The organism is Streptomyces sp. NPDC001480 (genome assembly GCF_042894725.1).
Classification (GTDB): Bacteria; Actinomycetota; Actinomycetes; order Streptomycetales; family Streptomycetaceae; genus Streptomyces.
This window is the reverse complement of record NZ_JBIAVX010000005.1, coordinates 32,631-58,500: the sequence shown is the minus strand read 5'-3', so window position 1 is coordinate 58,500 and position 25,870 is coordinate 32,631. Positions and strand designations below refer to the sequence as shown.

The following is a 25,870-nucleotide window of genomic DNA, read 5'->3' as shown; positions in this document are numbered from 1 at the left end:
GGGGGCGGGAATGGGCTTCTTCGACGGGCTGCTGGGCGCGCGTGCGAACGACTTCGACTCGGGCAGCGCCGCGAGCAACGCCATCGAGCTCACCAAACGGCACCACCAGGTGTCGCTCACCAAGCAGGGCGCGGCCACCGGGCACCTGCGCGTCAACCTGACCTGGCGGATGCGGACGTCCGACTTCGGTGACGGCCCGCGCGGGGGCCTGTTCCGGCGCCCCTTCCAGGCGCTCAAGCCGCCGGAGATCCTCGGGCACGGGCAGAGCATGGTCAACGTCGACCTCGACCTGGGCTGCCTGTACGAGCTCATGGACGGCACCAAGGGCGTGGTGCAGCCCCTCGGCGGCTACCTCGGCGACGTCAACGGGCCGCCCTACGTCAAGCTCAGCGGCGACGACCGGTTCGGTTCCGCGTCCGGCGAGACGATCTACGTCAACCTCGACCACCGGGACGACATCAAGCGCCTGCTGGTCTTCGTCTACATATACGACCAGACGCCGGCGTTCGACCGCACGCACGCGATCGTCACCCTCTACCCGAGCAACGGCCCCCGCATCGAGATAGGCCTGGACGAGCGCCACCAGCAGGCCCGCTCCTGCGCCGTGGTGATGATCGAGAACGTCAAGGGCGAGCTGGTCGTCCGCCGCGAGGTGAAGTTCGTCTACGGGTTCCAGGCCGAGCTCGACCGGCTGTACGGGTGGGGGCTCCAGTGGGGGCGCGGCTACAAGACCAAGGCGGAGAAGTGACCGCCCCCGGGCCCGCTCAGCGCACGAACTGCGGCCCCTGCGGCGGCAGCCGGAAGTCCGGGTCCGGGAAGGCCGTCGCCGCGGGCGGGTAGCCGTAGGCCGGCGGGCTCGCGGGGCTCGTCGTCTGGGGGTATCCGTAGGCCGGCTGCGTGGTCGCGGGCTGCTGCTGCGGATAGCCGTACGCGGGCTGCGGCGGGACCGAGGTCGTCGGCTGCTCGGGGGGCAGCGGCTGCGACGGGGAAGGCTCCTCCGCCGCCTCCGACTCGTCCACCGAGATGCCGAAGTCGGTGGCCAGGCCCTTGAGGCCGTTGGAGTAGCCCTCGCCCAGCGCGCGGAACTTCCAGCCCTCGCCCCGCCGGTACAGCTCACCGCAGATCAGCGCGGTCTCGGCGCCGGTCTCGGGCTTGATGTCGAAGTGGGCCAGCGGCTCCCCGTCCGGGACGCTCGCGTCGTACAGCAGGATGCGCAGGGCCTGTACGTGCTCGAAGGGGACGCCGTCCGCCGAAGCGACCAGGAGAATCCGGCCGACGCCGGGCTCGACACCGGTGAGATCCGTCTGGATCGTGTCGGTGAGGCCCTCGGCGGCGCGCTTCTTGCCGAGCCGCCACACCTTCCCGGAGGGGTGCCGGGGCTGGTTGTAGAACACGAAGTCCTCGTCGGAGCGCACACGACCGCCGGGGCCGAGGAGCAGCGCCGAGGCATCGACGTCCGGGACCCCCTGCCCGGGCGCCCAGCGCAGCACGGCGCGCACCGTCGTGGCTTCCAGCGGGACGTTCGACCCCTTCAGCATCGCGTGCGTCATGCGGTCATCCTGCCCTCTCGGTCCTGGTCACGACAATGCGGGGTCCGGCTGCGGGAAACCACGCGCACGCCCGCCGTTACTTGAAATTCATGGCCCGGGGGAACCCAGGACATGGACGCCTACGTACTATTACCGGCCACCTGTTTCCAGAATCCACAGGCTTACTTTGCGCCGCGGGGGAGTTTCATGCGTCATTTCGGGCACATCGCCCCTGAGGTGCGGCGGCGCCTCTTCCACCAGGAACCGTGCGAGTTCACCGCCGACTCCCCGGCCCGGCTGCTGTCCGCGGCCCTGGGGGCCACGCTGTACAGCCCCGCCACCCGGCCGCGGCTCGCCGACGACATCGTCAAGCAGGCCGGCAACGGCGTGGTCTCGATGGTGCTGTGCCTGGAGGACTCGATCGACGACGCGGACGTCGTGGAGGGCGAGGAGAACCTCGTACGCCAGTTCGCCGATCTGGCAGCGCGGGACGGCGCCGGGCTGCCCCTGCTCTTCATCCGGGTCCGGGCGCCCGAACAGATCCCCGACCTGGCCCGCCGGCTCGGCCCCGCCGTCCGGCTGCTGTCCGGGTTCGTCATGCCCAAGTTCACCGAGGAACGCGGCATCCCCTTCCTGGAGGCGCTGGCCACCGCGGAGACGCAGACCGGGCGCCGGCTGTTCGCCATGCCGGTGCTGGAGACGCCCGAGCTGCTGTACCTGGAATCACGGGTCGAGGCACTGGAGGGGATCTTCCGGGCGGTCGACAAGTACCGCGACCGGGTCCTCGCCCTGCGCCTCGGCGTGACCGACTTCTGCTCCTCCTACGGGCTGCGCCGGGCCCCCGACATGACCGCGTACGACGTGCAGATCGTCGCCTCCGTGATCGCCGACGTGGTGAACATGCTGGGGCGGGCCGACGGCACGGGGTTCACGGTGACCGGGCCGGTGTGGGAGTACTTCCGGGTGCCCGAGCGCATGTTCAAGCCGATGCTGCGGCACAGCCCCTTCCTGGAGGGGCAGGCCGTGGGGCTGCGCGAACGGCTCATCGAGCACGCGATGGACGGGCTGCTGCGGGAGATCTCCCTGGACCAGGCCAACGGCCTGCTCGGCAAGACCTGCATCCACCCCTCCCACGTGCTTCCCGTGCACGCGCTGTCCGTGGTCAGCCACGAGGAGTTCAGCGACGCGGCGGACATCCTGCGGCCGGAACGGGGCGGTGGGGGTGTACTCAGGTCGGCCTACACGAACAAGATGAACGAGGTGAAGCCGCACCGCGCCTGGGCCGAGCGGACCATGCTGCGCGCCGAGGTGTTCGGCGTCGCCAACGAGGACGTCGGCTTCGTGGAGCTGCTCGCCGCCGGGATACCCGGCTGAACACAAGGGACGCATGAACAAGGCAGTGAACGACGGGGTCTGGTCCGGCGCCTGGGTCACCGAGCGGCTCGGGGTCGAACTCAGGGGCGACGACGTGCTGACGGACCTGCTGGGGATGGCCCTGCGCCGCAACCCCAAGCGGGCCCACCTGCTCGTCTCCAATGTGCTGGGCAAGCACGTACCGCAGTCGCCGTCCGTGGTGTACGGCCACGGGGTCGCCCTCGGCCGCCGAGTCCGTGAGCTGCTCGGCGACGAGGAGGCGGGCCGGGCGGTCGTCCTCGGCTACGCGGAGACCGCCACCGGTCTCGGCCACTCGGTCGCCGACGGCCTGGGGCTCGCCCCCTACCTGCACTCCACCCGCCGCCCGGTCGCCGGCGTCGCCCCGGCGGGCGGCTTCGAGGAGTCCCACTCGCACGCCACCTCCCACCTCCTGCTCCCCGCGGACCCCGCGCTGCTGGCGGGCGACGGCCCGCTGGTCCTCGTCGACGACGAGTTCTCCACCGGCAACACGGTCCTGAACACCATCCGCGACCTGCACGAGCGCCATCCGCGGCGGCGGTACGTCGTGGTCGCCCTGGTCGACATGCGCTCCCCGCAGGACACGGGCCGCCTCGCGGACTTCGCCCAGCGGATCGGGGCCCGCGTGGACCTGATAGCCGCCGCCTCCGGCACGGTCCTCCTGCCGGAGGGAGTGCTGGCGAAGGGACAGGAACTGGTGGCGCGGTACGAGACGTCTGCCGACCGCCGGGCCGCGACCGAGGACGTCGCGTCACAGACGGCGGGCCGCGCGACGGATGCGGCTGTGTCCGCGGCAGGAGGCCAGGCGGCCGGCGCCGCCGTAGCCGGCGGCTGGACGCCCGAGGCCGAAACGGCGGCTGGAGCCCGAGCAGCCGGGGCGGCGGGTCGTGAAGCTGCGGCCGGCTCTGCCGGTGCGGCTGGTTCGGGGCTGGGCGCCGGGGCGGCGGTGGAGGGTCGTGCGGCCGGGGCGGTGAGCCCTGGGGTGGCGGACTCGGGCGCGGTCGGGGCCGGTGCCAGTGCGGCCGGCGGTCGGGCGGCCGGGGGTGTCACGCCGGAGGCCGTGGCCGGTGGGGGTGCCGCGGGGCGGGACGGTGAGGGCCGGGTGGGTCGGCGTGGGCGGGTCGTCCGCGTGCCGCTCGGATGGCCCGGCGGGGTCCCCGACGGGGGCCGGCACGGGTTCACGCCCGCGGACCGCGCCCGTCTGGAGCGGGCGCTGCCGGGCATGGCCGCCCGGGTCGCCGAAGCGCTGCCCGCCGACGCTCACCGCGTGCTCGTGCTCGGGTTCGAGGAGCTGATGTACGCCCCGCTGCGGCTGGCCGAGGCGCTGGAGCGGGCGGTGGAGGGCGAGGTGCGGTACTCCACCACCACCCGCTCGCCCGTGCTCGCGGTCGACGACCCCGGCTACGCGATACGCAGCCGAATCGTTTTCCCCGCCCATGACGACCCCGCCGACGGCCCCGGCGAGCGCTACGCCTACAACGTCGCGGGCGCCGGCTTCGACGCGGTCGTCGCCGTCGTCGACTCGGTCGCCGACACACCCGCGCTGCACGCCCCGCACGGCCTCCTGGCCCGACTGGCCGAGCACGCCCCGTACGTCCTGCTCGCCGTCGTACCGTCATACGTTCCCGAGCCCCCGCACGCCCCCGAAAGGCCAGCCATGCTGCCCGAGCCCCTCCGCGGCCCCGCCTTCTCCTCGTACCCGCCCGAGGAGGTCGGCTGGCTGCTCCAGGACCTCTCGGACGTGACGCTCGAGGCGCCGACCGAGGAGCGCGAGGAGGCGATCCAGAGCGGCGGCGCGCACTACGCCGAGTCGCTGCCCGTCGAGTACCAGCCGAGCGAGCAGTACCAGGCGCTGTTCCACGCCGCCCTGGATACCTCGGCGGCGCGGATCGCGCGGGCCGTCGGAGTCGTGACCGACACCGTGATCGCCGAGCGGTCGCCCCGCCCGGTGCTGGTCTCCCTGGCCCGCGCGGGCACCCCCGTCGGCGTGCTGATGCGCCGCTGGGCGAAGTTCCGGCACGGTCTGGACCTGCCGCACTACGCCGTGTCGATCGTGCGCGGCCGGGGCATCGACGCCAACGCCCTGCGCTGGCTGGCGGCCCACCACGACCCCCGGGACGTCGTCTTCGTCGACGGCTGGACCGGCAAGGGCGCGATCACCCGCGAACTCGCCGACGCGCTCAAGGAGTTCGAGACGAGCGACGGCATCACCGGTTTCGACCCGGAGATCGCGGTACTGGCCGACCCCGGTTCGTGCGTGCGGACGTACGGCACCCGCGACGACTTCCTCATCCCCTCCGCCTGCCTCAACTCCACCGTCTCCGGCCTGATCTCCCGCACCGTGCTGCGCGCCGACCTGGTGGGCCCGAACGACTTCCACGGCGCGAAGTTCTACCGCGAACTCACCGGCGTGGACGTGTCCGTGGCCTTCCTGGACGCGGTCTCCGCCCGCTTCCAGGAGGTCGCCGACGGCGTGGACGAGGCCGTGAAGGAGCTGGCCGCCGGCGACCGCACGCCCACCTGGGAGGGCTGGAAGGCGGTGGAGCGCATCAGTGAGGAGTACGGCATCCACGACGTGAACCTCGTCAAGCCGGGCGTCGGCGAGACCACGCGCGTGCTGCTGCGCCGTGTGCCGTGGAAGATCCTGGCCCGGTCCGGGGCGGGCCCCGACCTCGACCACGTACGCCTGCTGGCCGAGCAACGGGGCGTACCCGTCGAGGAGGTCGACGAGCTGCCGTACACCTGCGTGGGCCTGATCCACCCCAGGTACACGCGCGGCGCGACCGGCGCCGACGGCAAGGCGGTGAACGTCTGATGCCGGTGCTGGTGGCGAGCGACCTCGACCGTACGCTGATCTACTCCGCGGCGGCCCTCGCGCTGACCATGCCGGACGCGCGGGCGCCCCGGCTGCTGTGCGTGGAGGTGCACGAGAGCAGGCCGCTGTCGTACATGACGGAGACGGCGGGCGGGCTGCTCACCGAGCTGGGGGACACGGCGGTGTTCGTGCCGACGACCACCCGTACGCGCAAGCAGTACCAGCGCATCAACCTGCCGGGCCCGGAACCCGAGTACGCGATCTGCGCCAACGGCGGCCATCTGCTGGTGGACGGCGTCTCGGACGCCGACTGGCACCGGCGGGTCACCGAGCGGCTGGCCGGCGAGTGCGCGCCGCTCGCCGAGGTGCAGGAACACCTGCTGCGGACCGCCGATCCGGTCTGGGTGCGCAAGCACCGCGTCGCCGAGGACCTCTTCGCCTACCTCGTCGTCGAGCGCGAACTGCTGCCCGAGGACTGGGTGAAGGAACTCGCCGTATGGGCGGAGAACCTCGGCTGGACGGTCTCCCTCCAGGGTCGCAAGATCTACGCCGTTCCCAAGCCGCTCACCAAGAGCGCCGCCGTCCGTGAGGTCGCCCGCCGCACCGGCGCGGACCTCGTCCTCGGCGCCGGCGACTCGCTCCTCGACGCCGATCTGCTGCTCGCCGTCGACCGGGGCTGGCGCCCGGGCCACGGCGAGCTGGCCGACACCGGCTGGACGGCTCCCGGGATCACGGCCCTGCCCGAGCGCGGGGTGCTGGCGGGGGAGCGGATCACCCGTGAGTTCCTCAGGACCGCACAGGCACGCGGGTAACCGGGCTCAGCCGCAGCAGCCGCCGCCGCAGCACCCGCCACCGCCGCCGCCCGCGCGCGGCGCGGGTGCCGGCGCGGCCGCCGAGCCGCCGACCGCGACCGTGGACAGCAGCTTGACCGTGTCGTCGTGACCGGCGGGGCAGGCCGCCGGAGCGGAGGACTGAGCCATGGGACGGCTCAGTTCGAAGGTGTCTCCACAGCTGCGGCAGCGGTACTCGTAGCGAGGCATGCGGATAGGCTAACCGCCGGGGCCGTGACAAGGGCAGCTCAGAGTTTCATGAGTGTTGGTTTCTGTCGGGCGCTTGTGCGGAGATTTTGCAAAGATCGCTGGTAATTTGTGAGCGCCGCGAGGAGCCGCAAGATCCGGAGCAAGACCGGGGGAAGAGGGGGGCGTACGCCGCGTCAGCGGCGGTCAAGGCCACCCGCTGAGTCTGCCCGCGCGCAAGTTCCAGTGCGGAGGGAGACGCAGTAGTGACCGAGGCAGGGCAGGGGGAGGGTCTCCCGGAGGACGACCGCCGTTCCCGGAAACGCCGTGCTGCGTCGAACAAGCGGCCGGCGGCGAGTCCTTCGCCGCGCCCGGACGAAACGATGCAGCTGAACGTCGACGCTTTGCGCAAAGCGGACGAGACCATGCAGCTGAGCGTCGAGGCCCTCCGTAAGGACGCCGCCCGCAAGGAGGCGCTCGACAAGAACGCCCACGACTGGAACGCCGACGACGAGGGCGCGCCGCCGAGGCCCGACGAGACCATGGCACTGCGCGTGTCCCGGCTGCGGGAGACCGTCCGCCCGCCCGGCCGGCGCGCCGACCGCCGCAAACCGCGCGGCAAGCGCACGCTGCCCCCCGCCGTTGCTCGTGTCACCGCCCCCGCCGCACGCTACCTCGCCCCGCTCGCCGACCGAATATCCCCCTACGCCCGGAAACTGAAACCGGTCTACCCCCGCCCCGGCCGCACCGGCTGGCGCCGCTGGATGCCCTCCTGGCGGCAGTGGCTGGGAGCGTGGCTGACGGCGGTGGGCCTGACGGGCATGTTCCTGGCCGTCGCCTACGCCGTCACCGACATACCGGACAACCTCAACACGTACGCCACCCAGCAGGACAACGTCTACTTCTGGTCCGACGGCACGCCCATGGCCCGCACCGGCTGGGTGCAGCGGCAGGCGATGCCACTGAAGGACATACCCGAGGACGTCCGCTGGGCGGTCCTCGCGGCGGAGAACGAGAGCTTCTACAGCGACCCCGGCATCTCCTTCAAGGGCATCACCCGGGCCCTGTGGCGCACGGTCGGCCAGGGGGACACCGAGGGCGGCTCCACCATCACCCAGCAGTACGTCAAGAACGTCTACCTGACCCAGAACCAGACCGTCAGCCGCAAGTTCACCGAGGCGATGATCTCCCTCAAGCTCGACAACAAGATGAGCAAGGACCAGATCCTCGAGGGATACCTCAACACCAGCTGGTTCGGCCGCGGCACCTACGGCATCCAGCGCGCGGCCCAGGCCTACTACGGCAAGGACGTCAGCAAGCTCAACGCCTCCGAGGCGGCCTGTCTGGCCGGCCTGCTCAAGGGCGCCGGCCTGTACGACCCCACGCTCAGCAAGGCCAACCACAAGCGGGCCGAGGAGCGCTGGTCCTGGATCCTGGACCGGATGGTCAAGATCGGCAAGCTGTCGCCGCAGGAGCGGGCCAAGTACACGAAGTTCCCCGACCCGCTGAAGACCAACCCGCTGTACGACACCGGTGAGCAGAGCGACTACCTGGTGGAGCTCGCGTCCCAGTACGCCAAGAAGTCCGCGCACCTCACGGACAAGCAGTTCGACCTGGGCGGCTACCAGATCTACACGACCTTCGACCACAAGCGGGAGAAGGCACTCACCGACGCCGTGGCCAAGGCCCGCAAGCAGGCCGAGCAGGACCACCCCAAGGAGGCGAAGACCGGGCACTACGGGGCCGCCTCGGTGGCCACCGACGGCCGGATCCTCGCCGTCTACGGCGGCCCGGACCACCGTACCCAGGGCTACAACGAGTCCAACGCGACCACCGTCAAGGCCGGTTCGGCGTTCCAGCCGTTCGTCTACGCCGCGGGACTCGAGCACGGCATCGTCAAGGAGCGCAACGGAATCCCGAGCCCCATCACGCCCGAGACGGTCTACGACGGCAACGACGGCCACATCGTCACCACGCCCGAGGGGCCCTACTGGGACCGCAGCGGCAAGCGGGTCACGGCCCACAACGACGACGGCAAGTCCTACGGACAGATCACCCTGGACAAGGCGCTCGCCCAGTCCGTGAACACGCCCTTCATGCAGCTCGGCATGGACACCGGCCTCGACAAGGTGACCCAGACCGCCGTGGCGTCCGGTCTGCTCTCCTCCAGCATCGGCCCGCAGGTGCCCGCGCTGTCCATGGGCAGCTCCACGCCCAGCGCGATCCGGATGGCCGGCGGATACGCCACGTTCGCCGCCTCCGGAAAGCACACCGAGCCGTACTCGGTGCGCCGGATCACCCGCAACGGCGCCCAGGTCGCCATGGCCAACCCGCACCCGCAGCGCGCGGTCGGCGCGGAGGTGGCCCAGGACGTCAGCCGGGCGCTCAGCGAATCCTTCCGCATCGCACACCCGGCCGGGGCCCCCGCCACGGCCCAGGTGTCCGGGAAGGCCGGAACCACCGAGGACGACACCGCCTCCTGGTACACGGGCACCGCGTCGTCCGTGACCACCGCGGTCGTCGTCTACCGCTTGGATCTGGCCAAATCCCTCGAACCGCTTCCTCTCAAGGGACTTGCCGGCACCGCCACGGACAGCGTCCCGTACACCGTATGGTCGAAAGCCATGGGACTCGGCTGATCCCGGTGGCCGTCCCGCAACCCGCCGTCCCCCTCGCAAAGTGAGCCCCGCATGACCCGCACCAAGCCGTCGACCGGCCACCGCCGCAGGGCCCGCGCCCGCCGCCCCGCCCCCCGGGCGACCCGCCCGCAGGTCATGACCCTCGCCGCCCTGCTCGTCGTGGCGTCCGTGGTCGCGGGCTTCATGGTCCTGACCAGACCCGACCACACCGAGCCCACCGCCGCCTCGGGATCGAGCAAGAGCGGCAAGGCCGCCCCCAAGAGCACCGCGGAACCCAAGTGGGACGGCAAGACCAAGATCCTCGGGGACGGCTCCACCTCCTACACCGGCCCGCAGAAGGGCCAGTTGAAGCCCGTTCCGCTCAAGCCGGGCGAGAAGCCGCCCCAGTTCGTCGTCTTCTCCTGGGACGGCGCGCTGGAGGGCAGCGACCACCTCTTCTCGCACTACCGGGAGCTGGCCAAGGAGTACAACGCCCACATGACCTTCTTCCTCACGGGCATCTACCTGCTGCCCAAGAGCAAGAAGGACCTCTACCAGGGCCCGATGCACGGACGGGGCGACGCCGCGATCGACTACGCCACCGACGAGCACATACGCACCACGCTGGAGCAGCTCCGGCAGGCCTACGACCAGGGCAACGAGATCGGCACCCACTTCAACGGCCACTTCTGCGAGGCCAAGGGCGGCAAGTACTGGAGTGTCGACCAGTGGAAGAGCGAGATCGACCAGTTCTACTCCTTCGTGGAGAACTGGAAGACCAACACCGGCTTCAAGGACATTCCCGCGCTGCCCTTCGACTTCAAGAAGGAAGTCACCGGCGGCCGTGCGCCCTGCCTGGAGGGCCAGCCCAACCTGCTGAAGGCGATCAAGAGCTACGGCTGGCGCTATGACGCCAGTTCCCCGGGCGACTTCCAGATATGGCCGACGAAGAAGAACGGCATCTGGGACTTCCCGTTGCAGTTGCTCCCCTACACGGACAAGAACCAGGCCCTGTCGATGGACTTCAACTTCCTCTACAACCAGTCCAACGGTGAGGTCCACGGCGACCCGTCGCAGTACGCCAACTGGGAGCAGATGACCGTCGACTCGTACATGAAGGGCTTCAACCGCGTCTACTACGGCAGCCGGGCGCCGCTGTTCATCGGTAATCACTTCGAGGACTGGAACGGCAGCATCTACATGAAGGCAATAGACCAGGTCATCAAGAACGTCTGCACCAAAAAGGGTGTCAAGTGCGTTTCCTTCAAGGAACTCTCCGACTGGATGGACGTACAGAAGCCCTCGACCCTGGCGGCCCTGCGCACCCTCGACCCGGCGCAGAACCCGGACTGGTCGGCGGTCGTCAAGTGACGCCCGTAACCCGTTGATTCCACTTGTGCATCCCCCTTCACAACCGGCTCGCACGCCGTGCGAAGATGCCATCTCCCGGTAGCTGTGCCGGTGTAGAGGGGAACAGCATTGAAATCTAGAAAACTGAGCCGCAAGCGGAGCCGCGCCGCCATAGTCTCGGCCGCTGCCGCCTCGGTGGTCGCCGGAGTGGCCCTGGTGCCCAACTGGAGCGCCGGCGCGGCGGTCGTCGACGATCCGACGGTGGACGCGGCGACCAAGGCGACATTCCAGCGGCTGGCCGACGCGGTCTTCACCGACCGCACCGACGCCCTCGTGAACGGGGCCGGTACCAAGCGGACCACGACCGGGTTCACCGGGGACGTGAAGATGTCCGCTTCGCAGAACCGCGAGGAGAGCTCCGCGCTGAGCCAGCTGCGCGGCCGCAAGTCCCGCCTCGCGAAGCTGGGCGAGAAGTACAGCGCCGGCAGCACCCGGGTCACGCTGGACGCGACGCGGGTGACCGGCCGCACCGCCAAGGCCGACGTCACCGAGACCACGACGCTGACCTACGCGAAGGTCAAGGGCACCGAACCGAAGACCACCGGCTTCCAGGCCCACCACGAGCTGACCTTCAAGGCCGACCGGCAGGGCAACTGGCAGCTCGCCAAGGTCGAGGACACCGACAACGGCTACATCGCGGTGAACCAGGTCGCCAAGCAGCCGGTCGCCGTGAAGGCCAGCCCCGCCCCCGCGGACGACAGCCCGCCCGAGGCGACCCGCTCCGCCACCACGTGGCCCGCGCCGGCCAACGCCAAGAAGATCACCGGCGGCGCCTACGACTACAAGGCGATGGTGGCGTACGCGACGAAGTACTGGAACAACTACAACAAGGACTACCCGGACTTCAACGGGGCGGGTGCGGGCGGCGACTGCACCAACTTCGTCAGCCAGACCCTGAAGGCGGGCGGCTGGAAGCACGTGCCCGGCGACGGCACGGACTTCCACAAGTGGTTCGGCAACTCCTCGATCCAGTCGGACTCGTTCGTCGGCGTCAACGAGTTCTCCTGGTTCGCCCTGTCCTCCAAGCGCGTCACCAGCCTCGCCAACGTCTACCAGGCGGACATCGGCGACGTGCTCCAGATGGACTTCAACAAGGACGGCGAGAAGGACCACTCGATGATCGTCACCTACCGCAGCCCGCAGGGTGTGCCGTACGTGACGTACCACTCCACCAACACCTACAACCGGTCGGTGGCGAGCCTCGTCGCGTCCTACCCGAACGCCGCGTTCTACGCCTACCGCACCTGACCCTGCGGTGGCTGCCGGTACCGCGGCTCCTGCGGTACCGGCCGGCCCTCCTGCGGCAGCGACCGCCGCTCCTGCGGCGACGGTTCGGGGTGGCGGGCCCGCCAGTACGGGTTGTCGTGCGGCAGGGACGTACCGACCCTGCCGTACATCCCGAAGACCATCAGCAGCAGGCCGACCACGAAGCTGAACAGCACGTTCTGGATCTTGAAGGCCAGGAAGTTGTAGTCGCTGTCGAGCAGCCCGAGGTTCAGGAAGCCGTTCAGGATGAACAGCACGCCGAGGACCATGTTCAGCCACGAGGCGAAGTTCCCGCCGATCACCATGCCGACGAAGAGCAGCAGCCCGACACAGATCGACAGGACGCTCAGCGTGCCGTTGGTGTTCAGGCCGATGACGCTGTTCCCGCCGGTGTCGAAGAAGCCGATGTGGTGGATGACGCCGAAGATCCCGAAGACCAGCAGGAAGAGGCCCATCAGGCCGGCACCGACCCGGTAGACGATGTTCAGCCGGTGGTCCACGGGCAGATGCTCGTCGAACCTGATCCGCCGGCTTTCCGAGTGCTCCGAGTGCGCTGTGTGCGAGGCCATCTCCGCCTCCCTGTCCGTGCGGGCGCAGAAGGTACGTATCTCCCAATATCCGCCCGCCATGCCCCGACGGCAACGGCTCGGGTGCCGACGGCAAGCGGCTCAGTGGGCGCCGCCGCGTTCCTCGCGGATCTGGTTGACGACCCGGGTCACCGTCTGCCGTACCGCCTCGGTCTCGGTCAGGAAGTGCCAGTAGTCGGGGTGGCGGCCCTCCAGCGTGGTGATGGCGCGATCCAGGCGGGCCACGGACTCGTCCAGCGGGCGGGCGTGCCGGGGATCCGGTGTCGTCCGGCCGGTCATGGCCAGCCGCTGCGCGTCCCGGATCGCGAACCGGGTCCGGTCGATCTCCTGCTGCGGATCCTTCTGTACGGCGTTCAACCGCTGGAGCCGGTCGCCGGCGGCGGACACGGCCTCGTCGGTGGAGTTCAGCAGCGCCCGCACGGTCGACAGCAGCGAGGTGGCGTCCGGCCAGCGCTGGGCGTCCCGGGCGGTCTGCGCCTCGGACAGCTTCCGCTCGGCCTGCCGCACGTTCTCGGCGGCCTGCTCGGGCACCTGCTGGAGGTCCTGCCAGCAGGCGGCGGAGAACCGCCGCCGCAGCTCGCTCAGCACCGGCTCCACCTGTCCGGCCCGGGTCGTCAGCGCCTGCGCGCGGGTCCGCAGGCTGACCAGCCGGTGATCGATCTCGGCGGCCTTCTCCGGCAGCTTCGAGGCCGCCGCACGGATCGCCTCCGCCTCCCGCTGCACCCGCTCGGCCCGCTGAAGCGTCTGCGGCACGCCGTGCTGCCCCGCGCCCTGGTTGAGCTTGGTCAGCTCGGGGGAGAGGGCCGCGAGCCGGGCCGCGAGGTCGTCGGCCTTGAGCCCGGACTCCCGCACGGCGTCCAGGGCGTTGGACGCCGCCAGCAGCGACTGCCGGGCCCGCTCCACCGCCGGGGCCAGCCGGGCCAGCTGCGTCTCGGCCTTGCCCAGCAGCGGCCCGAGGGAGCCGCCGAAACGGTCCAGCTCCTTCTTGACGCCGACCAGCTCGTCCTTGGCGGCGCTCAGCTCGGCGCGGGCCCGGCCGGCGACGGAGGCCTCCAGGTCGTCCCGGTCCAGGTCGTGCGCGTCGACGGCCTGGATGTACCGCTGACTGACCTCGTCGATGCGCCGCCCGAGCGCCTCGAAGTCCGCGACCGCGCGGCGGGCCGCCGGGGAGTCGTCCACGGCGGTGATCGTCTCTATGGAGATCCGCAGATCGCGCTGGGCGGTGTCCAGCTCGTAGAACGCGGCGGCCGCCGCGTCCTTGGCGGCCTGCGCCTCCGCCCGCTGGGCCTCCGCCCGGCCGCCGAACCAGCCACGGACCGGACCGGGGGTCCTTCGGGGTGTCGCCGCCACATCCCTCTCCTGTGCCGTGGTTCGCCTGCGAGGAGACATTCTCCCACCCGTTGAAGACGAACACACGGGCCGGTCAGTTCACGTTTCGCACCGTGACGCTGCCGTCGTTGCTGCGGGCGGAGACGACATGGGCACTGGAGTCGCTCCGCGCCACGGTGACGTGCCCCCCGCCGTCGGCGGTCCTCGCCGTCACCCGGTACGTGGCCCGGGGCAGCCCGATCGTGACCGAGCCGTCGTCGGCGCGGGCCTCCACCCGGTCCGGTACGGCGCCGAGTTCGAGGTGGACCGAGCCGTCCCGGGACGTCACCCGTACCCGCGGCGAGGAGACGTCGGCGTGCGTGGAGCCGTCGTCGGTGCGGACCTCCAGCGGGCCGGTGGAGTCGGTGACGTGCACGGACCCGTCGTGCGTACGGATCCCGAGGGCGTCCCGGAACCCCCGCGCCCGCACACTGCCGTCGTCGTCCTCCACCTTGACCGCGATCCCGCGCGGCACCTCGATGCGGTGCTTCGCGGAGCAGTCGGTGATGAACCCGGAGCACGTCATCCGCAGCACCAGCCGGTCGTCCTTCATCGACCAGGTCACTTTCGGGTCCTTGCCCACGACGGTCGAGCCCTCGAACCACCGGGTGACCTCGACCGTGCCCGCCTTGTTCGAGCCGGCGGCGACGATCTCCAGCGCCGAGTCGTCGGAGTCGACGGTGAGGGTGTGCCCGTGCAGGGCGAAGGAGCGGTGGTCGGGATCCTTGTCGTCCCCCGCGGCGGCCCCGCAGGCGGAGAGCGCGGCGGCGAGCAGCACGAGCCCGCCGAGGGCGGCCGTACGGCGGAGGGCGGCCGTACGGCGGAGGGGGGCGGTGCGGCGGAGGGGGGCGGTTCGGGCGGCAGCAGAGGTCATGCCTCGACCGTAGAAACCGGCGGCGCGGGAACCCATCCGGAGCGCTCCCGTATGCGGGGTGGGGCTAACCCCCGGATACGGGTTTGCGAGACAGTGCTCCCGGCAATGTAGGCTGTCGACTCGTCGCGGGTGCGTAGCTCAGGGGTAGAGCGCCTGCCTTACAAGCAGGATGTCGGCGGTTCGAAACCGTCCGCGCCCACCGTGGGGAAGACCCCGGCCGGTTCCGGTCGGGGTCTTCCGCTGTCAGTCCCCTTCTCCTTCCCCTTCTTCCTTCTGCGCTTCGTTCGCGTGCTTGAGCTTCATGCGGGCGTCGACGCGGTCGCTCGCGGCCACCTCGGACCAGAAGCGGTGGCCGCTGACGAAGACCGCCAGCTCGTGTTCACGCTGCCGGAGCTTCTCGACCTCGGCCTGTTCGTCGGCCGTCCAGCCAGGGGAGGCCGGGCGCTCCACCTTGCGCCAGCCGCCCTCGTCGCTGAAGCCGTCCAGCGGCTCGACCGACCAGGGCAGCCGCTTCAGCAGGGCCGACAGCTCGGCCCTGACCTGATGCAGCTCCTCCTGACCGGCGAGGAGGTCACTCGGGAAGTCATAGGTCGCAGCCACAGCTCAATGCTACGCCTGTTCGATTTTGGGAGGCGAGTTCGTTCGAGGGGTTCATGCGAACGAGTGGACCGTCCCGTGTCTATGCCCGCTGGGGCAGCACTCGGAAGCGCACGATCGTGACTTCGTCGTCAGCTGTGATCTCGGGGTAGTGCCGTGGCAACCGTGCCAGGAGGTCGGCGTGGTCCCGGTTGCCCGCCGCGACCGCCTCTTCGTCGGTGACCTCGGCCAGTCGCTTGGGGGAGACGTCGGTGACCTCACCGGCCAGGACGACTTCGGGGTCGGTCTGGAAGACGAGATCGGCAGGGCCGGGATCGACCGGGTCGCGGTAGCGGATGGTGGCGCGCTTCGCGCCGCTGCGTACCGGTTCCAGGTAGTCGGGGTGGAAGTACACGCGCTGGCCGGCGTGCTCATGATTGATCGACATCTGGCGAACCTAGCAGCGAGGGAGCGGACTGCCGGCCGCCGAGTCCTCGGTGTGACGGGGCACGAGCGCTCAGTCCGTCGGGAGGCCCGCCTCGGCCGCGAGCGTGCCAAGGGCTTCCCGCAGGATCTCCCGCTGGGCGGGGGAGAGTCGGGCGGTGATCTCGGCGTCCAGGGTGCGGGCCTCGGCGGCGCAGTCGCCCAGCAGTCGGCGGCCCTGCTCGGTCAGGGTGAGGACCTGGCGGCGCCGGTCGTCCGGATCCCGGACCCGGCGCACCGCCCCGAGGCTCTCCAGGTGGTCGGCGAGCGACACGACCAGGCTGGGCGCCACGCCGAGCCGGCCCGCCAGGTCCTGTTGCGAGGCGAACGAGCCCTGGCCCAGGGCGGTGAGCAGTCCCACGTGCTTGGGCTTGAGGTCGTACGGCTCGATCCGCTCGGCGAAGCGGTCGCCGATCACCGCGCCGAGGGTGCCGAGACGGAAGACCAGGGTCTGCGGCAGGCCTGCGGAGCCCTTGACTTCATTCATGGCGAGTACGGTACCGTCGCGAAATCATTCAGAGCCAGAACGATTCACAAGGTGATGGGACTGATGGGAACGATGGGACTGTCCGGGCACACCGCACACCTGCTGATCGGCCTCCTCAACGCGTTCGGCGCGCTCGTCTCGGGCCTCTTCGCCGCGGTCGGCACCGCCCGCCCCGCCCTGGCCCTCGGCCCGGACGAGCCCGCCCACACGGGCGTGGTGTTCTTCGCCCGCGCCTACGCCGTGCGGGCGGTCCCGCTCAGCGCGGTCGTCCTGGCGCTCCTCGCCGCGGGCGCCTGGGACGCCGTGGCTCCCGTCCTCGTGGTCGCCGGCCTGGCCCAGCTCGGCGACGCGGCCATCGGCGCCACCCGGCGCAACCCGGGCATGCTCGGCTCCTCCCTCACGCTCGCCGCGCTGCACCTGGTCTCGGCGGGCTGGCTGCTGACGTACTGAGCGGCACCGGGGACACTGGGGGCATGTGCCGGAGCATCAAGACACTGCGCCCGCCCGCGTTGCCCGAGGAGGCCACGGAGGAGGAGATCCGTGCCGCCGCCTTGCAGTACGTACGGAAGGTCTCCGGGTTCCGGGCACCTGCCGCCCACAACCGGGAGGTGTTCGAACGAGCCGTCCAGGCGGTGACGGAGGCGACCGCGGAGCTGCTCGGAGGTCTGGAGGTGCGGGGAGGGACGGCAAGATCAGGAGGCTAGGGAGCCTGGAAGCGCCGGGTGGGGACATCCCAGCCCAGGTCGGGAGTGGGAGGCCGGGGCCTGGAAGTGCCGGATGCGGATATCGCAGCCCGTCCGGCGTTTGAGGACGAGGCCCGTTCAGGGCCGAAGCGGGGGTCTGGGGGCGGCAGCCCCCAGTGGGCGTGACCTGAACGACCCGGAACTACACCGGCTGGCGGCGCATCACGTACGCCGCCCCCGCCCCCGCCAGGAACAGCGCCGCCAGGGAGACCCCCGTGGCCAGCCAGGTGGCGCCCAGCCACTGCGCGCCGAAGTAGCCGAGGGCGACGCTGTAGGCGGCCCAGGACAGACCGGCCAGGGCGGACCAGGGGAGGAAGTCGCGGGCACGGCGGTGCGCGGCGCCCGCGCAGAAGGAGACGACGGAGCGGCCGGCGGGGGCGAAGCGGGCCAGGACCACCAGCGCGCCGCCGCCCCGGGAGAGGGCCGCGCCGAGACGTTCCTGCGCCGTGGTGAGGCGACGGGAGCGGGCGATCGCGCGGTCCAGCCGCTCCCCGCCGCGCCAGGCCAGCCGGTAGGCCACGAGGTCGCCGAGGAGCGAGGCGGTGGCCGCGGAGACGATCAGGGCCAGGATGTCCGGCACGTCGTGCGGGACGCCTCCCGTCGCCGCTTTCGAGCCGGCCGCCGCCGCGGTCGCCGCGGTGATCACCAGCACCCCGCTCGGCAGCACCGGCAGGAAGACGTCGAGCAGTACCGACAGGGCCACCATGGCGTAGATCCATGGACCGGCGGCGGTCACTGCTGCCAGTGACCCCACGTTCTCGAACACGACTACTCCCCGTTGATCCCCCGATGACAGCCATACAGCGTACGCCGAAGCTGTGACAGGAGGTGCATAGGGGGCTGATGTGACGACGATGTGATGGTGATGCGACGGTGCCCTCCCCCGCGCGGCGGGGGAGGGCACCGTGAGCGGGGCTGGTCAGGCAGCCACCGTGGCCCGCTCCGTCGTCCGCTTCTGCGCATCGGAAGTGCGCCGGGCCAGCAGCCGGTCGAGGCCGAAGGCGCCCGAGCCGGTGAAGACGAGCAGGAGGAACGACCAGCTGAACAGCGCCGCAAGTTCGCCACCGTTCTGGATCGGCCACAGGGCCGCCTTCTGGTGGATGTCGAAGTAGGCGTACGCCATGGACCCGGAGGCGAGCAGCGCGGCGCCGCGCGTGCCGAGGCCGAGCAGCGCCAGTGCACCGCAGACCAGCTGGATGACGGCCGCGTACCAGCCGGGCCAGGTGCCGGCGTCGATGGTGCCGCCGTCGGTGCCCATCGCGCCGCCGAGCACGCCGAAGAGCGAGGCGGCGCCGTGCACGGCGAAGAGCAGGCCGACGACCATCCGGAACAGGCCGAGGGCGTAGGGCTGAGCGGCGTTGAGGCGTTCGGACATGGGGGGTTGCTCCTTCGGTTTCGGTCGGACCGGTCGGGGACTGGCCGGTCGGGTGGGGGCGGCGGTACCGAACGAGGGACCCAGGTTAGGAGGACCTAATAGATGCTTGCAAGTTCAACATTTGGCCATGGTTCCGCTTCCGTTTGCGGTTCCGTCCAGGCCGCAGCCGCACGTCGGGCGGCTCCCGCGACCGCGCAGGCGCCCGAAAACGTGACCGAATCCACGCGCGTGGGGACGTAGGGCCGCCCGGGCCACGGCGCGCCCGCGCCCGCTCCGGGCACAGTGCGGCCACGGCGAACACCCTCCTGCGTCGCCCCGTGCGGTACGGAACGCGGAGGAGGGTGAGGAGGCCCTGTGGGCAGCCGTCAGCAGCTCGCCAGGTAGTTGGTGAGCGCGGTCTTCTCGGCGGAGTCGACCGCGAGGCCGTAGTAGTACTTCACCTGGACCCAGGCGCGTACGTAGGTGCAGCGGTAGGACGTCAGCGCGGGCATCCACTCGGCCGGGTCCTTGTCGCCCTTGGCCTGGTTCACGTTGTCCGTGACGGCGAGGAGCTGCGGGCGGGTGACGTCGTTGGCGAAGGCCTCGCGCTGGGCGGTGGTCCACTTGCTCGCGCCGGAGTCCCAGGCCTCGGCGAGCGGCACCAGGTGGTCGATGTCGACGTCGGAGGCGGCGGTCCAGGTCGCGCCGTCGTACGGGGAGTACCAGCTGCCGCTGGTGGCGGTGCAGGCGGAGTTGGTGACGACGTTCGTACCGTCGCGCTTGAGGATCCACTCACGGGTGTTGCAGGTGCCGCTGATGGTGTCCCAGGTCGGGAACAGGTCGCGCGCGTAGCCGGTGCGGTTCTCGGTGGCCACGGTGAGCGAGGCGAGGTAGGTCCGGGCGGTGGCGGCGCTGACCGGTGTGGGGAGGGCGGCGGAGGCGCTCGGGGAGTTGAAGAGGGCGGCGGAGGCTATGAGGCCGGTGAGGGTCGCGAGTATGCTCAGTCGTCGACGCGCGTAGAACCTTGCGGAGCGGGCCATGCGAACTCCCTTGTGCAGTGGGGGCGTTGGGGGGCGAGCGAGGGAATGCTCGCGGCGCGGTGTTGCGGGGAGGTGTGCGCCGGGTAAGAAGTTAATGACGCGTACATGACACGACAAGGTTCAGGAGCGAACTTTCCGCTTCCGGTGTGGCCCAGGGCGTCACGTACGATGGGGGGCGTTGAAGGGGAGTAGCTCTTCGCCGGACCGTCGACATACTGCTCAGCCAGCCTGAGCCGGCGCCCGGAGGCGGATCCCGCGCGGACCGCCCAGCGAGACCTTCGGCAAGCAGTGCACGCCCGTGCCCCACGGCACGGGCGCCGAGTGTGCTGCCGTGCCGAGGTGTCTCATGTGATGGTTCAGCACTCTCGGTGGGGCAGCCCCCGACCGATTGAGGGATTTTGATCAGCATCACCGTGACGGCGTTGGTCTTCGGCGTCATCTTCCTCGCCGAACTGCCGGACAAGACCGCGCTCGCCGGGCTCGTCCTCGGCACCCGCTACCGCGCCTCGTACGTGTTCGCGGGCGTCGCCGCCGCCTTCCTCCTGCACGTCGTGCTCGCCGTCGCGGCCGGCAGCGTCCTGACCCTGCTGCCCCAGCAGATCGTGCACGCGATCACGGGCGTCCTCTTCCTCGGCGGCGCGGCGATGCTGCTGTTCCAGAAGGGCGAGGACGAGGAGGAGATCCGCAAGCCGGCCGACCAGTCCTTCTGGAAGGTCGCGGGCACCGGTTTCACGCTCATCCTCGTCGCCGAGTTCGGTGACCTCACCCAGATCATGACCGCGAACCTCGCCGCCCGGTACGACGACCCGGTCTCCGTCGGCCTCGGCGCGGTCCTGGGCCTGTGGGCGGTGGCCGGGCTGGGCATCGTCGGCGGCAAGGCCCTGATGAGGCGGGTGCCGCTGCGCCTGATCACGCAGATCGCGGCCCTGCTGATGCTGGGGCTCGGCGTGTGGAGCCTGTACGAGGCCGTCGCCGGCTGAGCTGAACGCCGGGTGAACGCTTGCCGGGGACGGTGGCGGATACCGGGAAGGTTTTGTACCGTGGAGAAACAAAGTGGCTCCCGCCCGTTCTCCCTGACCGGCGGGCGGGGCGCTTTGTCCCTCTTTCCTCACTTCGGGGTCTCTCGTCACTGGAGCTGCCGATGCCGGCCACCGTCCTCACCGCCCGTGCCCTCCTGCTCGACATGGACGGCACCCTCGTCAACTCCGACGCCGTCGTGGAACGGATCTGGCGGCGCTGGGCCGAGCGGCACGGGCTGGACGCGGACGAGGTGATGGAGGTCGTGCACGGGCGGCAGGGGCACGCGTCGATGGCGGTACTGCTGCCCGACCGGCCCGTCGAGCAGAACCTCGCGGACAACGCGCGCATGCTCGCGGAGGAGACCGCGGACATGGACGGCGTGGTGGAGGTGCCGGGGGCGGGTGCCTTCCTGGCCTCCCTGCGGGACGCGGGCGTGCCGCACGCGCTGGTGACCTCCGCCGATGTGCCCCTGTCCACGGCACGGATGGCCGCCGCCGGGCTTCCGCTGCCGGATGTGCGGGTCACGGCCGAGTCCGTGGGCGCGAGCAAGCCCGATCCCGAGGGATTTCTGAAGGGGGCCGCCGAGCTCGGCGTCGACCCCGCGGAGTGTGTGGTGTTCGAGGACTCCGGGGCCGGGATCGCGGCGGGGCGCTCCGCGGGGATGCGGGTTGTGGGGGTCGGGCCGCGGGCCGGGTTGCATGGGCCGGACGTGGCCGTGGCGGATCTTCGGCAGGTGCGGGTGGAGGCGCTGCCGGGCGGGGGAGCGCGGCTGTACGTCGGCCACTGAGCGCGGGTCGGCTGGGGCTCGGGCGGGTTCTGCTCACCAGCGCCGGCGGGTGCCGCTGAGCCGCCCCAGCTGCACGACTGTCCGCAGCTGGGGCGGCTCAGCGGCTGCGCCGGCTACGGCTCTGACGTTTCCGACTCCAGCTTCGTTCGCGTGGGGGCGTCGTACACGCCCAGTTCGTCCGCCTGGATGCCTCGGGCCCACTGGTAGGTGCGGACGGCGGTCTCGACCGCGGTGGTGTAGTCGCCGTCGATCTTGCCGGTGTAGAGGTTGATCTGGCGCAGGCGGAGCTCGAGTTCGGTGACCTCCGCGCCCTGGTCGCCGGGGCGCAGTACCGGGGCGGACGTCGGGGCCGCCGGGGCCGGGGTGCTGGCGCGCGTGGCCGTCTGGGTGGGCTGGGTGGCGCGGGTGGGAGTGGGGGACGCGGAAGTCGCCGATGCCGACGCCGAGGGCGACGGGGACGAGGACGGGCTCGGCGTGCCGGACGGGGAGGCGGGCGCGGACGTCCGGGCGGGCGGGGCGGCGGGGGCCGAGCTCGGCGTCGCCGGGGCGCTCGATGTCACGTCCGGGACGCTCTCCCGTACCTCCTGGGGCTCGGCACCGTCCCGCGACGGCGTGTCGTAGGAGAACAGGCCGCTCGCGAAACCGGCCGCCGCGAGGAGCGCGGCCAGGGCCGCGCCCGTGGACAGCAGCAAGGTGCGCCGGCGGCGTGGCGCGGGGCTTGCGGGTTCGCCGAGCCGGTCCTCAGGGCCCGGATGGTCCGGCCGGTCCGGTTGCACCGTAGGCATGGGCCTCGTGTCCGCGGCGGACGCAGGGGGTTCCGGCTCCGGTGAGCGCAGCGGCATCGTGGAGTCGGCCGGGGCGTCCAGGTCGACGTACGGCCGTATTCGCAGCGGGTCGAAGTCCTCCGCCGCGGCCGCCTCGGCCGTACGCGTGTCACGCAGGGCTTCGGCCGCCCGCTGGGCGCAGTCGCAGGCCGGGGCGCTGTCCGGCCCCCTCGGCGCGCCGCATTCCGGGCACGGGTGGCCCTTCGGTCCTGTCACGCGTTCGTTCCCTCCCCGTACGGATCACCGGCCCCAGGGCTCCACAGATTATGCAGAAGTCCCCCACAACCGCCCGGCGGCGCCCCGGGCGGAGTACCGTCACCGAAAGGACTCAACAGGCCATAACGGGTGACACCTAAGACGATGGAATGTGTCACACGAGCCGCGGGAGGTCTCCATGGCCCTGGATGCGCATGGCACGGCGAGGAAGCCGCAGAGTCCCGCGGACGCCGAGCACGTCCGCGGCAGCGTCCTCGTCTCGATCGGCGCCCTGCTCCTCGGCCTGCTGCTCGCCGCCCTCGACCAGACGATCGTGTCGACCGCGCTGCCGACCATCGTCAGCGATCTCGGCGGACTGGAGCACCTGTCGTGGGTGGTCACCGCGTATCTGCTGGCCTCGACCGCCGCGACCCCGCTGTGGGGCAAGCTCGGTGACCAGTACGGGCGCAAGAAGCTCTTCCAGACCGCGATCGTGATCTTCCTGATCGGCTCCGCGCTGTGCGGCATGGCGCGGAACATGCCCGAGCTGATCGGTTTCCGCGCGTTGCAGGGCCTGGGCGGTGGCGGGCTGATGGTGCTGTCGATGGCGATCGTCGGCGACATCGTCCCGCCGCGCGAGCGGGGCCGCTACCAGGGCCTGTTCGGTGCCGTCTTCGGCGCGACCAGCGTGCTCGGGCCGCTGCTGGGCGGGCTGTTCACCGAGCACCTGAGCTGGCGCTGGGTGTTCTACGTCAACCTGCCGGTCGGCGTCGTCGCCCTCGCCGTGATCGCCACGGCCCTGCGCATCCCGCGCCGCGCCGCCCACCACGTCATCGACTACCTGGGAACCTTCCTGATCGCCGCGGTCGCCACCTGCCTGGTGCTGGTCGCCTCGCTGGGCGGCACCACCTGGGGCTGGGGCTCGGCGCAGACCGTGGGGCTCGCGGTGCTGGGCGTCGTCCTGACCGTCGCGTTCGTCGCCGTGGAGCGCCGGGCCGCCGAACCCGTCCTCCCGCTGAAGCTCTTCCGCATCCGCACCTTCACGCTCGCCGCCGTGATCAGCTTCGTCGTCGGCTTCGCCATGTTCGGCGCGATGACCTACCTCCCGACCTTCCTCCAGGTCGTGCACGGCGTCTCGCCGACCATGTCCGGCGTGCACATGCTGCCGATGGTGTTCGGCCTGCTGCTCTCCTCGACCGCCTCCGGGCAGATCGTCAGCCGCACCGGCCGCTGGAAGGTCTTCCCGGTCGTGGGCACCGGGGTGACCACGCTCGGCCTGCTCCTGCTGCACCGGCTCGACGAGCACAGCTCGACGGCGGTGATGAGCGTGGACTTCTTCGTCTTCGGCCTGGGACTCGGCCTGGTCATGCAGGTCCTCGTCCTCATCGTGCAGAACGCCGTCTCCTACGAGGACCTCGGCGTCGCCACCTCCGGCGCCACCTTCTTCCGGTCCATCGGCGCCTCCTTCGGCGTCGCCATCTTCGGCACGGTCTTCGCGAACCGGCTCGCCGACAACCTCGCCACCGCCTTCCGGGGCGTCCGCCTGCCCGGCGGCCTGTCCGCGAACACCCTGAAGTCCGACCCGCGCGGCATCGCCGCCCTGCCGCCCCCACTGCGCCCGGCGGCCCTGCACGCGTACGCGTCCTCGATCACCGACGTGTTCCTGTACGCGGCTCCCGTCGCCCTCCTCGGCTTCGTACTCGCCTGGTTCCTCAAGGAGGACCCGCTGCGCGGCTCGGTCACGGCACCGGACGTCTCGGAGACCATCGCCCCCAACCCGGTCGAGCGGTCCTCGTACGACGAGGTGTGCCGCGCGCTGTCCCTGCTCGGCACCCGCGAGGGGCGGCGGGAGGTGTACGTGAAGATCACGGAGCGGGCCGGGTACGACCTGCTGCCCGGGGCGAGCTGGATGCTGCTGCGGATCAGGCGGTACGGCTCGGTGGAGCCCGGCATGCTCGCCGAGCGCACCAGCGTGCCGCTGAACGTGATCCTGGAGGCCGCCCGCCAGACAGAGGAGCGCAGGCTCGCCGTGCGGCGGGGCCTCGATCTCACCCTGACCGACACCGGCCGAGCCGTCGCCGAGCGGCTGGCCGAGGCCCGCGAGGAGTCGATGGCCGAGCTGCTGGGCGACTGGTGGGGGCCCGACCGCCCCACCGACCTGGACCGGCTGGTGCGGGAGCTGACCGGCGAACTGTGCGGCTCGGAACGGGAGCGGCCGCACAACGGGACTGTGGCGAAGGTCAGCTGAGGTCCTGGCGGATGAGGTCCTGGCGGGTGAGGTCCTTGCGGAACCAGTGCTCGGCGTACACGTCGTCGTTGTGCGGTTCGGTCTCCGTGTAGCCGAGCCGGGCGTAGAGGGCACGGGCCTCCACCAGGTCGGTGCGGGTGTCGAGGATCATCCGGTCGGCGCCGAGCGAGCGGGCCGCTTCCTCGGCGGCGGCCACGAGGAGCGCGGCGCCGCCCCGGCCGCGCATCCGCTCGTACAGGAAGACCCGGGTGAGCTCGGCGGTGGCCGGGTCCAGGAGCCGTACGCCCGCGCTGCCGGCGGGCTCACCGTCGTACCGCGCGACCAGCAACCGCCCCGTGGGCGGTGCGAGTTCGGCGCCCGTACGGGCCGCGATCCCCCGCTCCAGCTCCGCCGGCTCCGTGCGCCGCCCCTCGTGCAGCAGGTACCAGCGGTCGCTGACCTCGGTGTAGTACGCCCGCCAGAGGGAGGCGGCGACGGGGGAGTCCACGGGTTCCGGGGCGATGGTCCAGTTCATGCCCGCATTGTCAGGACGCGGTGGGCTTCCGGCGCAACCGGATATGCGTGACCTCGGGCGAGTCCAGCACCTGGGTCTTGTGCCACTCGACGTGCCGGCCGCCGGGGTCACCGGGGCCGCCGAGGTCGCCCGGGTCGCCGAACAGCCGCCGTCCGTCGCCGAGGAGCACGGGCACGACGTGCAGGAGCAGTTCGTCCAGCCAGTCGTCGCGGATGAACTGCTGCACCAGATCGGCGCCCCCGGCGAGGGAGACGTCCTTGCCGCCGGCCGCCTCCCGGGCCAGCTCCAACGCGCGCTCCGGTCCCTCGGTGACGAAGTGGAAAGTGGTGCCGCCCTGCTTCACCAGCGGCTCGCGCGGGTGCCGGGTGACGACGAAGACCGGCATGTGGAAGGGCGGTTCCTCGCCCCACGGGATCTCCCCGGTGATGTACATGCCGTGGCCCATCACCACCGCGCCCGGCCGGACGACGTGCTCGGCGAGCAACTCGTCGTCGGGCCCGCCCACGCCTCCCTCCATCCCCTGCATCCGGCGGAACGTGCGTAGCCCGAACACCCACGAGTGCAGCCGCTCGCCACCGATGCCCAGCGGGTGCTCGCGCCCCGACCCGGGGCCTGCGACGTACCCGTCCAACGACATGGCCAGCCGCGCGATGACCTCACCCATGACTGCCTCCTCGGTTCCCGGGACCTTCGGCCCCTCTCACCCTTGCGTCGATCGGCCGGC

At 71.2% G+C, this 25,870-nt stretch carries 26 protein-coding genes and 1 tRNA gene; 13 read left to right on the top strand and 14 right to left on the bottom strand.

Annotated elements, in window-relative coordinates:
* Window positions 1–10 precede the first annotated feature (10 nt).
* A complete protein-coding gene (locus ACFY01_RS13215; protein WP_390735815.1) occupies window positions 11–748 on the top strand; it encodes a Tellurium resistance in 738 nt (245 codons plus the stop codon).
* 16 nt (window positions 749–764) lie between these two features.
* Here the strand turns inward: ACFY01_RS13215 and ACFY01_RS13210 are convergent, their stop codons facing one another.
* Window positions 765–1,550, bottom strand: a complete 786-nt coding sequence (locus ACFY01_RS13210) for a TerD family protein (protein ID WP_390735814.1) — start codon at window positions 1,548–1,550, stop codon at window positions 765–767.
* Between the two features lie 186 nt (window positions 1,551–1,736).
* Here ACFY01_RS13210 and ACFY01_RS13205 point away from each other — a divergent pair, with 186 nt between their 5' ends.
* The 3 genes from ACFY01_RS13205 to ACFY01_RS13195 are packed head-to-tail and all read left to right on the top strand — an operon-like array spanning window position 1,737 to window position 6,548.
* Window positions 1,737–2,903, top strand: a complete 1,167-nt coding sequence (locus ACFY01_RS13205; RefSeq protein ID WP_390735813.1) for an HpcH/HpaI aldolase/citrate lyase family protein — start codon at window positions 1,737–1,739, stop codon at window positions 2,901–2,903.
* Between the two features lie 13 nt (window positions 2,904–2,916).
* The gene (locus ACFY01_RS13200; RefSeq protein ID WP_390735812.1) at window positions 2,917–5,736 is read left to right on the top strand and encodes a phosphoribosyltransferase; all 2,820 of its coding nucleotides are present in this window, start codon (window positions 2,917–2,919) and stop codon (window positions 5,734–5,736) included.
* A complete protein-coding gene (locus ACFY01_RS13195) occupies window positions 5,736–6,548 on the top strand; it encodes an HAD family hydrolase (RefSeq protein ID WP_390735811.1) in 813 nt (270 codons plus the stop codon). The genes ACFY01_RS13200 and ACFY01_RS13195 overlap by 1 nt, the downstream gene beginning before the upstream one ends.
* A 6-nt stretch (window positions 6,549–6,554) precedes the next feature.
* On the opposite strand, the gene ACFY01_RS13190 is transcribed toward ACFY01_RS13195, so the two are convergent.
* The gene (locus ACFY01_RS13190) at window positions 6,555–6,776 is read right to left on the bottom strand and encodes a zinc ribbon domain-containing protein (protein ID WP_390735810.1); all 222 of its coding nucleotides are present in this window, start codon (window positions 6,774–6,776) and stop codon (window positions 6,555–6,557) included.
* Window positions 6,777–7,135: 359 nt separating this feature from the next.
* On the opposite strand from ACFY01_RS13190, the gene ACFY01_RS13185 reads away from it, so the two are divergent.
* The 3 genes from ACFY01_RS13185 (at window position 7,136) to ACFY01_RS13175 (ending at window position 12,028) form a co-directional block, all read left to right on the top strand.
* Window positions 7,136–9,391 carry a transglycosylase domain-containing protein gene (locus ACFY01_RS13185; protein ID WP_390735809.1) on the top strand — a complete coding sequence of 752 codons (2,256 nt, stop codon included), beginning with the start codon at window positions 7,136–7,138 and terminating at the stop codon, window positions 9,389–9,391.
* Between the two features lie 51 nt (window positions 9,392–9,442).
* Entirely contained in the window at window positions 9,443–10,741 is a 1,299-nt protein-coding gene (locus ACFY01_RS13180; RefSeq protein ID WP_390735808.1) for a hypothetical protein, read from the top strand.
* Window positions 10,742–10,849: 108 nt separating this feature from the next.
* On the top strand, window positions 10,850–12,028 hold the full coding sequence (locus tag ACFY01_RS13175) for an amidase domain-containing protein (protein WP_390735807.1): 1,179 nt from the start codon (window positions 10,850–10,852) through the stop codon (window positions 12,026–12,028).
* Here ACFY01_RS13175 and ACFY01_RS13170 read toward each other — a convergent pair.
* From ACFY01_RS13170 to ACFY01_RS13160, 3 genes are all read right to left on the bottom strand, one after another.
* Entirely contained in the window at window positions 12,016–12,615 is a 600-nt protein-coding gene (locus tag ACFY01_RS13170) for a DUF4383 domain-containing protein (RefSeq protein ID WP_390735806.1), read from the bottom strand. The two genes, ACFY01_RS13175 and ACFY01_RS13170, sit on opposite strands and share 13 nt — an antisense overlap.
* A gap of 99 nt (window positions 12,616–12,714) precedes the next feature.
* On the bottom strand, window positions 12,715–13,983 hold the full coding sequence (locus ACFY01_RS13165; RefSeq protein WP_390735805.1) for a hypothetical protein: 1,269 nt from the start codon (window positions 13,981–13,983) through the stop codon (window positions 12,715–12,717).
* A 73-nt stretch (window positions 13,984–14,056) separates the two neighbouring features.
* A complete protein-coding gene (locus ACFY01_RS13160) occupies window positions 14,057–14,875 on the bottom strand; it encodes a DUF4097 family beta strand repeat-containing protein (protein WP_390735804.1) in 819 nt (272 codons plus the stop codon).
* A gap of 127 nt (window positions 14,876–15,002) precedes the next feature.
* Here ACFY01_RS13160 and ACFY01_RS13155 point away from each other — a divergent pair.
* Window positions 15,003–15,074: transfer RNA gene (locus tag ACFY01_RS13155), tRNA-Val, on the top strand.
* A gap of 44 nt (window positions 15,075–15,118) precedes the next feature.
* Here the strand turns inward: ACFY01_RS13155 and ACFY01_RS13150 are convergent.
* The 3 genes from ACFY01_RS13150 to ACFY01_RS13140 form a co-directional block, all read right to left on the bottom strand.
* Complete coding sequence (locus ACFY01_RS13150; protein WP_390735803.1) at window positions 15,119–15,475, bottom strand: hypothetical protein; 357 nt, start codon at window positions 15,473–15,475, stop codon at window positions 15,119–15,121.
* A 79-nt stretch (window positions 15,476–15,554) separates the two neighbouring features.
* On the bottom strand, window positions 15,555–15,899 hold the full coding sequence (locus ACFY01_RS13145) for an ASCH domain-containing protein (protein ID WP_390735802.1): 345 nt from the start codon (window positions 15,897–15,899) through the stop codon (window positions 15,555–15,557).
* Window positions 15,900–15,968: 69 nt separating this feature from the next.
* Window positions 15,969–16,421 (bottom strand): MarR family winged helix-turn-helix transcriptional regulator, encoded by a 453-nt coding sequence (locus ACFY01_RS13140; protein WP_390735801.1) that lies wholly within the window; start codon window positions 16,419–16,421, stop codon window positions 15,969–15,971.
* Window positions 16,422–16,484: 63 nt separating this feature from the next.
* Between ACFY01_RS13140 and ACFY01_RS13135 the strand changes: the two genes are divergently transcribed.
* Both ACFY01_RS13135 and ACFY01_RS13130 read left to right on the top strand, forming a co-directional pair.
* Window positions 16,485–16,871, top strand: coding sequence for a hypothetical protein (locus tag ACFY01_RS13135; protein WP_390735800.1), 387 nt, complete (start codon window positions 16,485–16,487; stop codon window positions 16,869–16,871).
* 23 nt (window positions 16,872–16,894) lie between these two features.
* Entirely contained in the window at window positions 16,895–17,125 is a 231-nt protein-coding gene (locus ACFY01_RS13130; RefSeq protein ID WP_390735799.1) for a DUF2277 domain-containing protein, read from the top strand.
* Between the two features lie 181 nt (window positions 17,126–17,306).
* Here ACFY01_RS13130 and ACFY01_RS13125 read toward each other — a convergent pair whose 3' ends face one another.
* From ACFY01_RS13125 to ACFY01_RS13115, 3 genes are all read right to left on the bottom strand, one after another.
* Window positions 17,307–17,930, bottom strand: a complete 624-nt coding sequence (locus ACFY01_RS13125; RefSeq protein WP_390735798.1) for a DedA family protein — start codon at window positions 17,928–17,930, stop codon at window positions 17,307–17,309.
* 153 nt (window positions 17,931–18,083) lie between these two features.
* The gene (locus ACFY01_RS13120; RefSeq protein WP_390735797.1) at window positions 18,084–18,539 is read right to left on the bottom strand and encodes a DoxX family protein; all 456 of its coding nucleotides are present in this window, start codon (window positions 18,537–18,539) and stop codon (window positions 18,084–18,086) included.
* A gap of 365 nt (window positions 18,540–18,904) precedes the next feature.
* Window positions 18,905–19,558 (bottom strand): HNH endonuclease family protein, encoded by a 654-nt coding sequence (locus ACFY01_RS13115; RefSeq protein ID WP_390735796.1) that lies wholly within the window; start codon window positions 19,556–19,558, stop codon window positions 18,905–18,907.
* A 398-nt stretch (window positions 19,559–19,956) separates the two neighbouring features.
* On the opposite strand from ACFY01_RS13115, the gene ACFY01_RS13110 reads away from it, so the two are divergent.
* Window positions 19,957–20,538, top strand: coding sequence for a TMEM165/GDT1 family protein (locus tag ACFY01_RS13110; protein ID WP_390735795.1), 582 nt, complete (start codon window positions 19,957–19,959; stop codon window positions 20,536–20,538).
* Between the two features lie 161 nt (window positions 20,539–20,699).
* Complete coding sequence (locus ACFY01_RS13105; RefSeq protein ID WP_390735794.1) at window positions 20,700–21,365, top strand: HAD family hydrolase; 666 nt, start codon at window positions 20,700–20,702, stop codon at window positions 21,363–21,365.
* 113 nt (window positions 21,366–21,478) lie between these two features.
* Here ACFY01_RS13105 and ACFY01_RS13100 read toward each other — a convergent pair whose 3' ends face one another.
* Window positions 21,479–22,405, bottom strand: a complete 927-nt coding sequence (locus ACFY01_RS13100; protein ID WP_390735793.1) for a peptidoglycan-binding protein — start codon at window positions 22,403–22,405, stop codon at window positions 21,479–21,481.
* A gap of 178 nt (window positions 22,406–22,583) precedes the next feature.
* On the opposite strand from ACFY01_RS13100, the gene ACFY01_RS13095 reads away from it, so the two are divergent.
* Entirely contained in the window at window positions 22,584–24,632 is a 2,049-nt protein-coding gene (locus ACFY01_RS13095; protein ID WP_390735792.1) for a DHA2 family efflux MFS transporter permease subunit, read from the top strand.
* Here ACFY01_RS13095 and ACFY01_RS13090 read toward each other — a convergent pair.
* Window positions 24,625–25,146, bottom strand: a complete 522-nt coding sequence (locus ACFY01_RS13090; RefSeq protein WP_390735791.1) for a GNAT family N-acetyltransferase — start codon at window positions 25,144–25,146, stop codon at window positions 24,625–24,627. The genes ACFY01_RS13095 and ACFY01_RS13090 overlap by 8 nt on opposite strands.
* A 10-nt stretch (window positions 25,147–25,156) precedes the next feature.
* Window positions 25,157–25,810, bottom strand: a complete 654-nt coding sequence (locus ACFY01_RS13085) for a dihydrofolate reductase family protein (RefSeq protein WP_390735790.1) — start codon at window positions 25,808–25,810, stop codon at window positions 25,157–25,159.
* Window positions 25,811–25,870: the final 60 nt, after the last annotated feature.

Excerpts from the sequence above, each read along its gene's own strand:
- ACFY01_RS13215 (WP_390735815.1), top strand. The coding sequence starts at position 11 with ATGGGCTTCTTCGACGGGCTGCTGGGCGCGCGTGCGAACGACTTCGAC.
- ACFY01_RS13210 (WP_390735814.1), bottom strand. The coding sequence starts at position 1,550 with ATGACGCACGCGATGCTGAAGGGGTCGAACGTCCCGCTGGAAGCCACG.
- ACFY01_RS13205 (WP_390735813.1), top strand. The coding sequence starts at position 1,737 with ATGCGTCATTTCGGGCACATCGCCCCTGAGGTGCGGCGGCGCCTCTTC.
- ACFY01_RS13200 (WP_390735812.1), top strand. The coding sequence starts at position 2,917 with ATGAACAAGGCAGTGAACGACGGGGTCTGGTCCGGCGCCTGGGTCACC.
- ACFY01_RS13195 (WP_390735811.1), top strand. The coding sequence starts at position 5,736 with ATGCCGGTGCTGGTGGCGAGCGACCTCGACCGTACGCTGATCTACTCC.
- ACFY01_RS13190 (WP_390735810.1), bottom strand. The coding sequence starts at position 6,776 with ATGCCTCGCTACGAGTACCGCTGCCGCAGCTGTGGAGACACCTTCGAA.
- ACFY01_RS13185 (WP_390735809.1), top strand. The coding sequence starts at position 7,136 with ATGCAGCTGAACGTCGACGCTTTGCGCAAAGCGGACGAGACCATGCAG.
- ACFY01_RS13180 (WP_390735808.1), top strand. The coding sequence starts at position 9,443 with ATGACCCGCACCAAGCCGTCGACCGGCCACCGCCGCAGGGCCCGCGCC.
- ACFY01_RS13170 (WP_390735806.1), bottom strand. The coding sequence starts at position 12,615 with ATGGCCTCGCACACAGCGCACTCGGAGCACTCGGAAAGCCGGCGGATC.
- ACFY01_RS13160 (WP_390735804.1), bottom strand. The coding sequence starts at position 14,875 with ATGACCTCTGCTGCCGCCCGAACCGCCCCCCTCCGCCGCACCGCCCCC.
- ACFY01_RS13145 (WP_390735802.1), bottom strand. The coding sequence starts at position 15,899 with ATGTCGATCAATCATGAGCACGCCGGCCAGCGCGTGTACTTCCACCCC.
- ACFY01_RS13140 (WP_390735801.1), bottom strand. The coding sequence starts at position 16,421 with ATGAATGAAGTCAAGGGCTCCGCAGGCCTGCCGCAGACCCTGGTCTTC.
- ACFY01_RS13135 (WP_390735800.1), top strand. The coding sequence starts at position 16,485 with ATGGGAACGATGGGACTGTCCGGGCACACCGCACACCTGCTGATCGGC.
- ACFY01_RS13130 (WP_390735799.1), top strand. The coding sequence starts at position 16,895 with ATGTGCCGGAGCATCAAGACACTGCGCCCGCCCGCGTTGCCCGAGGAG.
- ACFY01_RS13120 (WP_390735797.1), bottom strand. The coding sequence starts at position 18,539 with ATGTCCGAACGCCTCAACGCCGCTCAGCCCTACGCCCTCGGCCTGTTC.
- ACFY01_RS13115 (WP_390735796.1), bottom strand. The coding sequence starts at position 19,558 with ATGGCCCGCTCCGCAAGGTTCTACGCGCGTCGACGACTGAGCATACTC.
- ACFY01_RS13105 (WP_390735794.1), top strand. The coding sequence starts at position 20,700 with ATGCCGGCCACCGTCCTCACCGCCCGTGCCCTCCTGCTCGACATGGAC.
- ACFY01_RS13095 (WP_390735792.1), top strand. The coding sequence starts at position 22,584 with ATGGCCCTGGATGCGCATGGCACGGCGAGGAAGCCGCAGAGTCCCGCG.
- ACFY01_RS13090 (WP_390735791.1), bottom strand. The coding sequence starts at position 25,146 with ATGAACTGGACCATCGCCCCGGAACCCGTGGACTCCCCCGTCGCCGCC.
- ACFY01_RS13085 (WP_390735790.1), bottom strand. The coding sequence starts at position 25,810 with ATGGGTGAGGTCATCGCGCGGCTGGCCATGTCGTTGGACGGGTACGTC.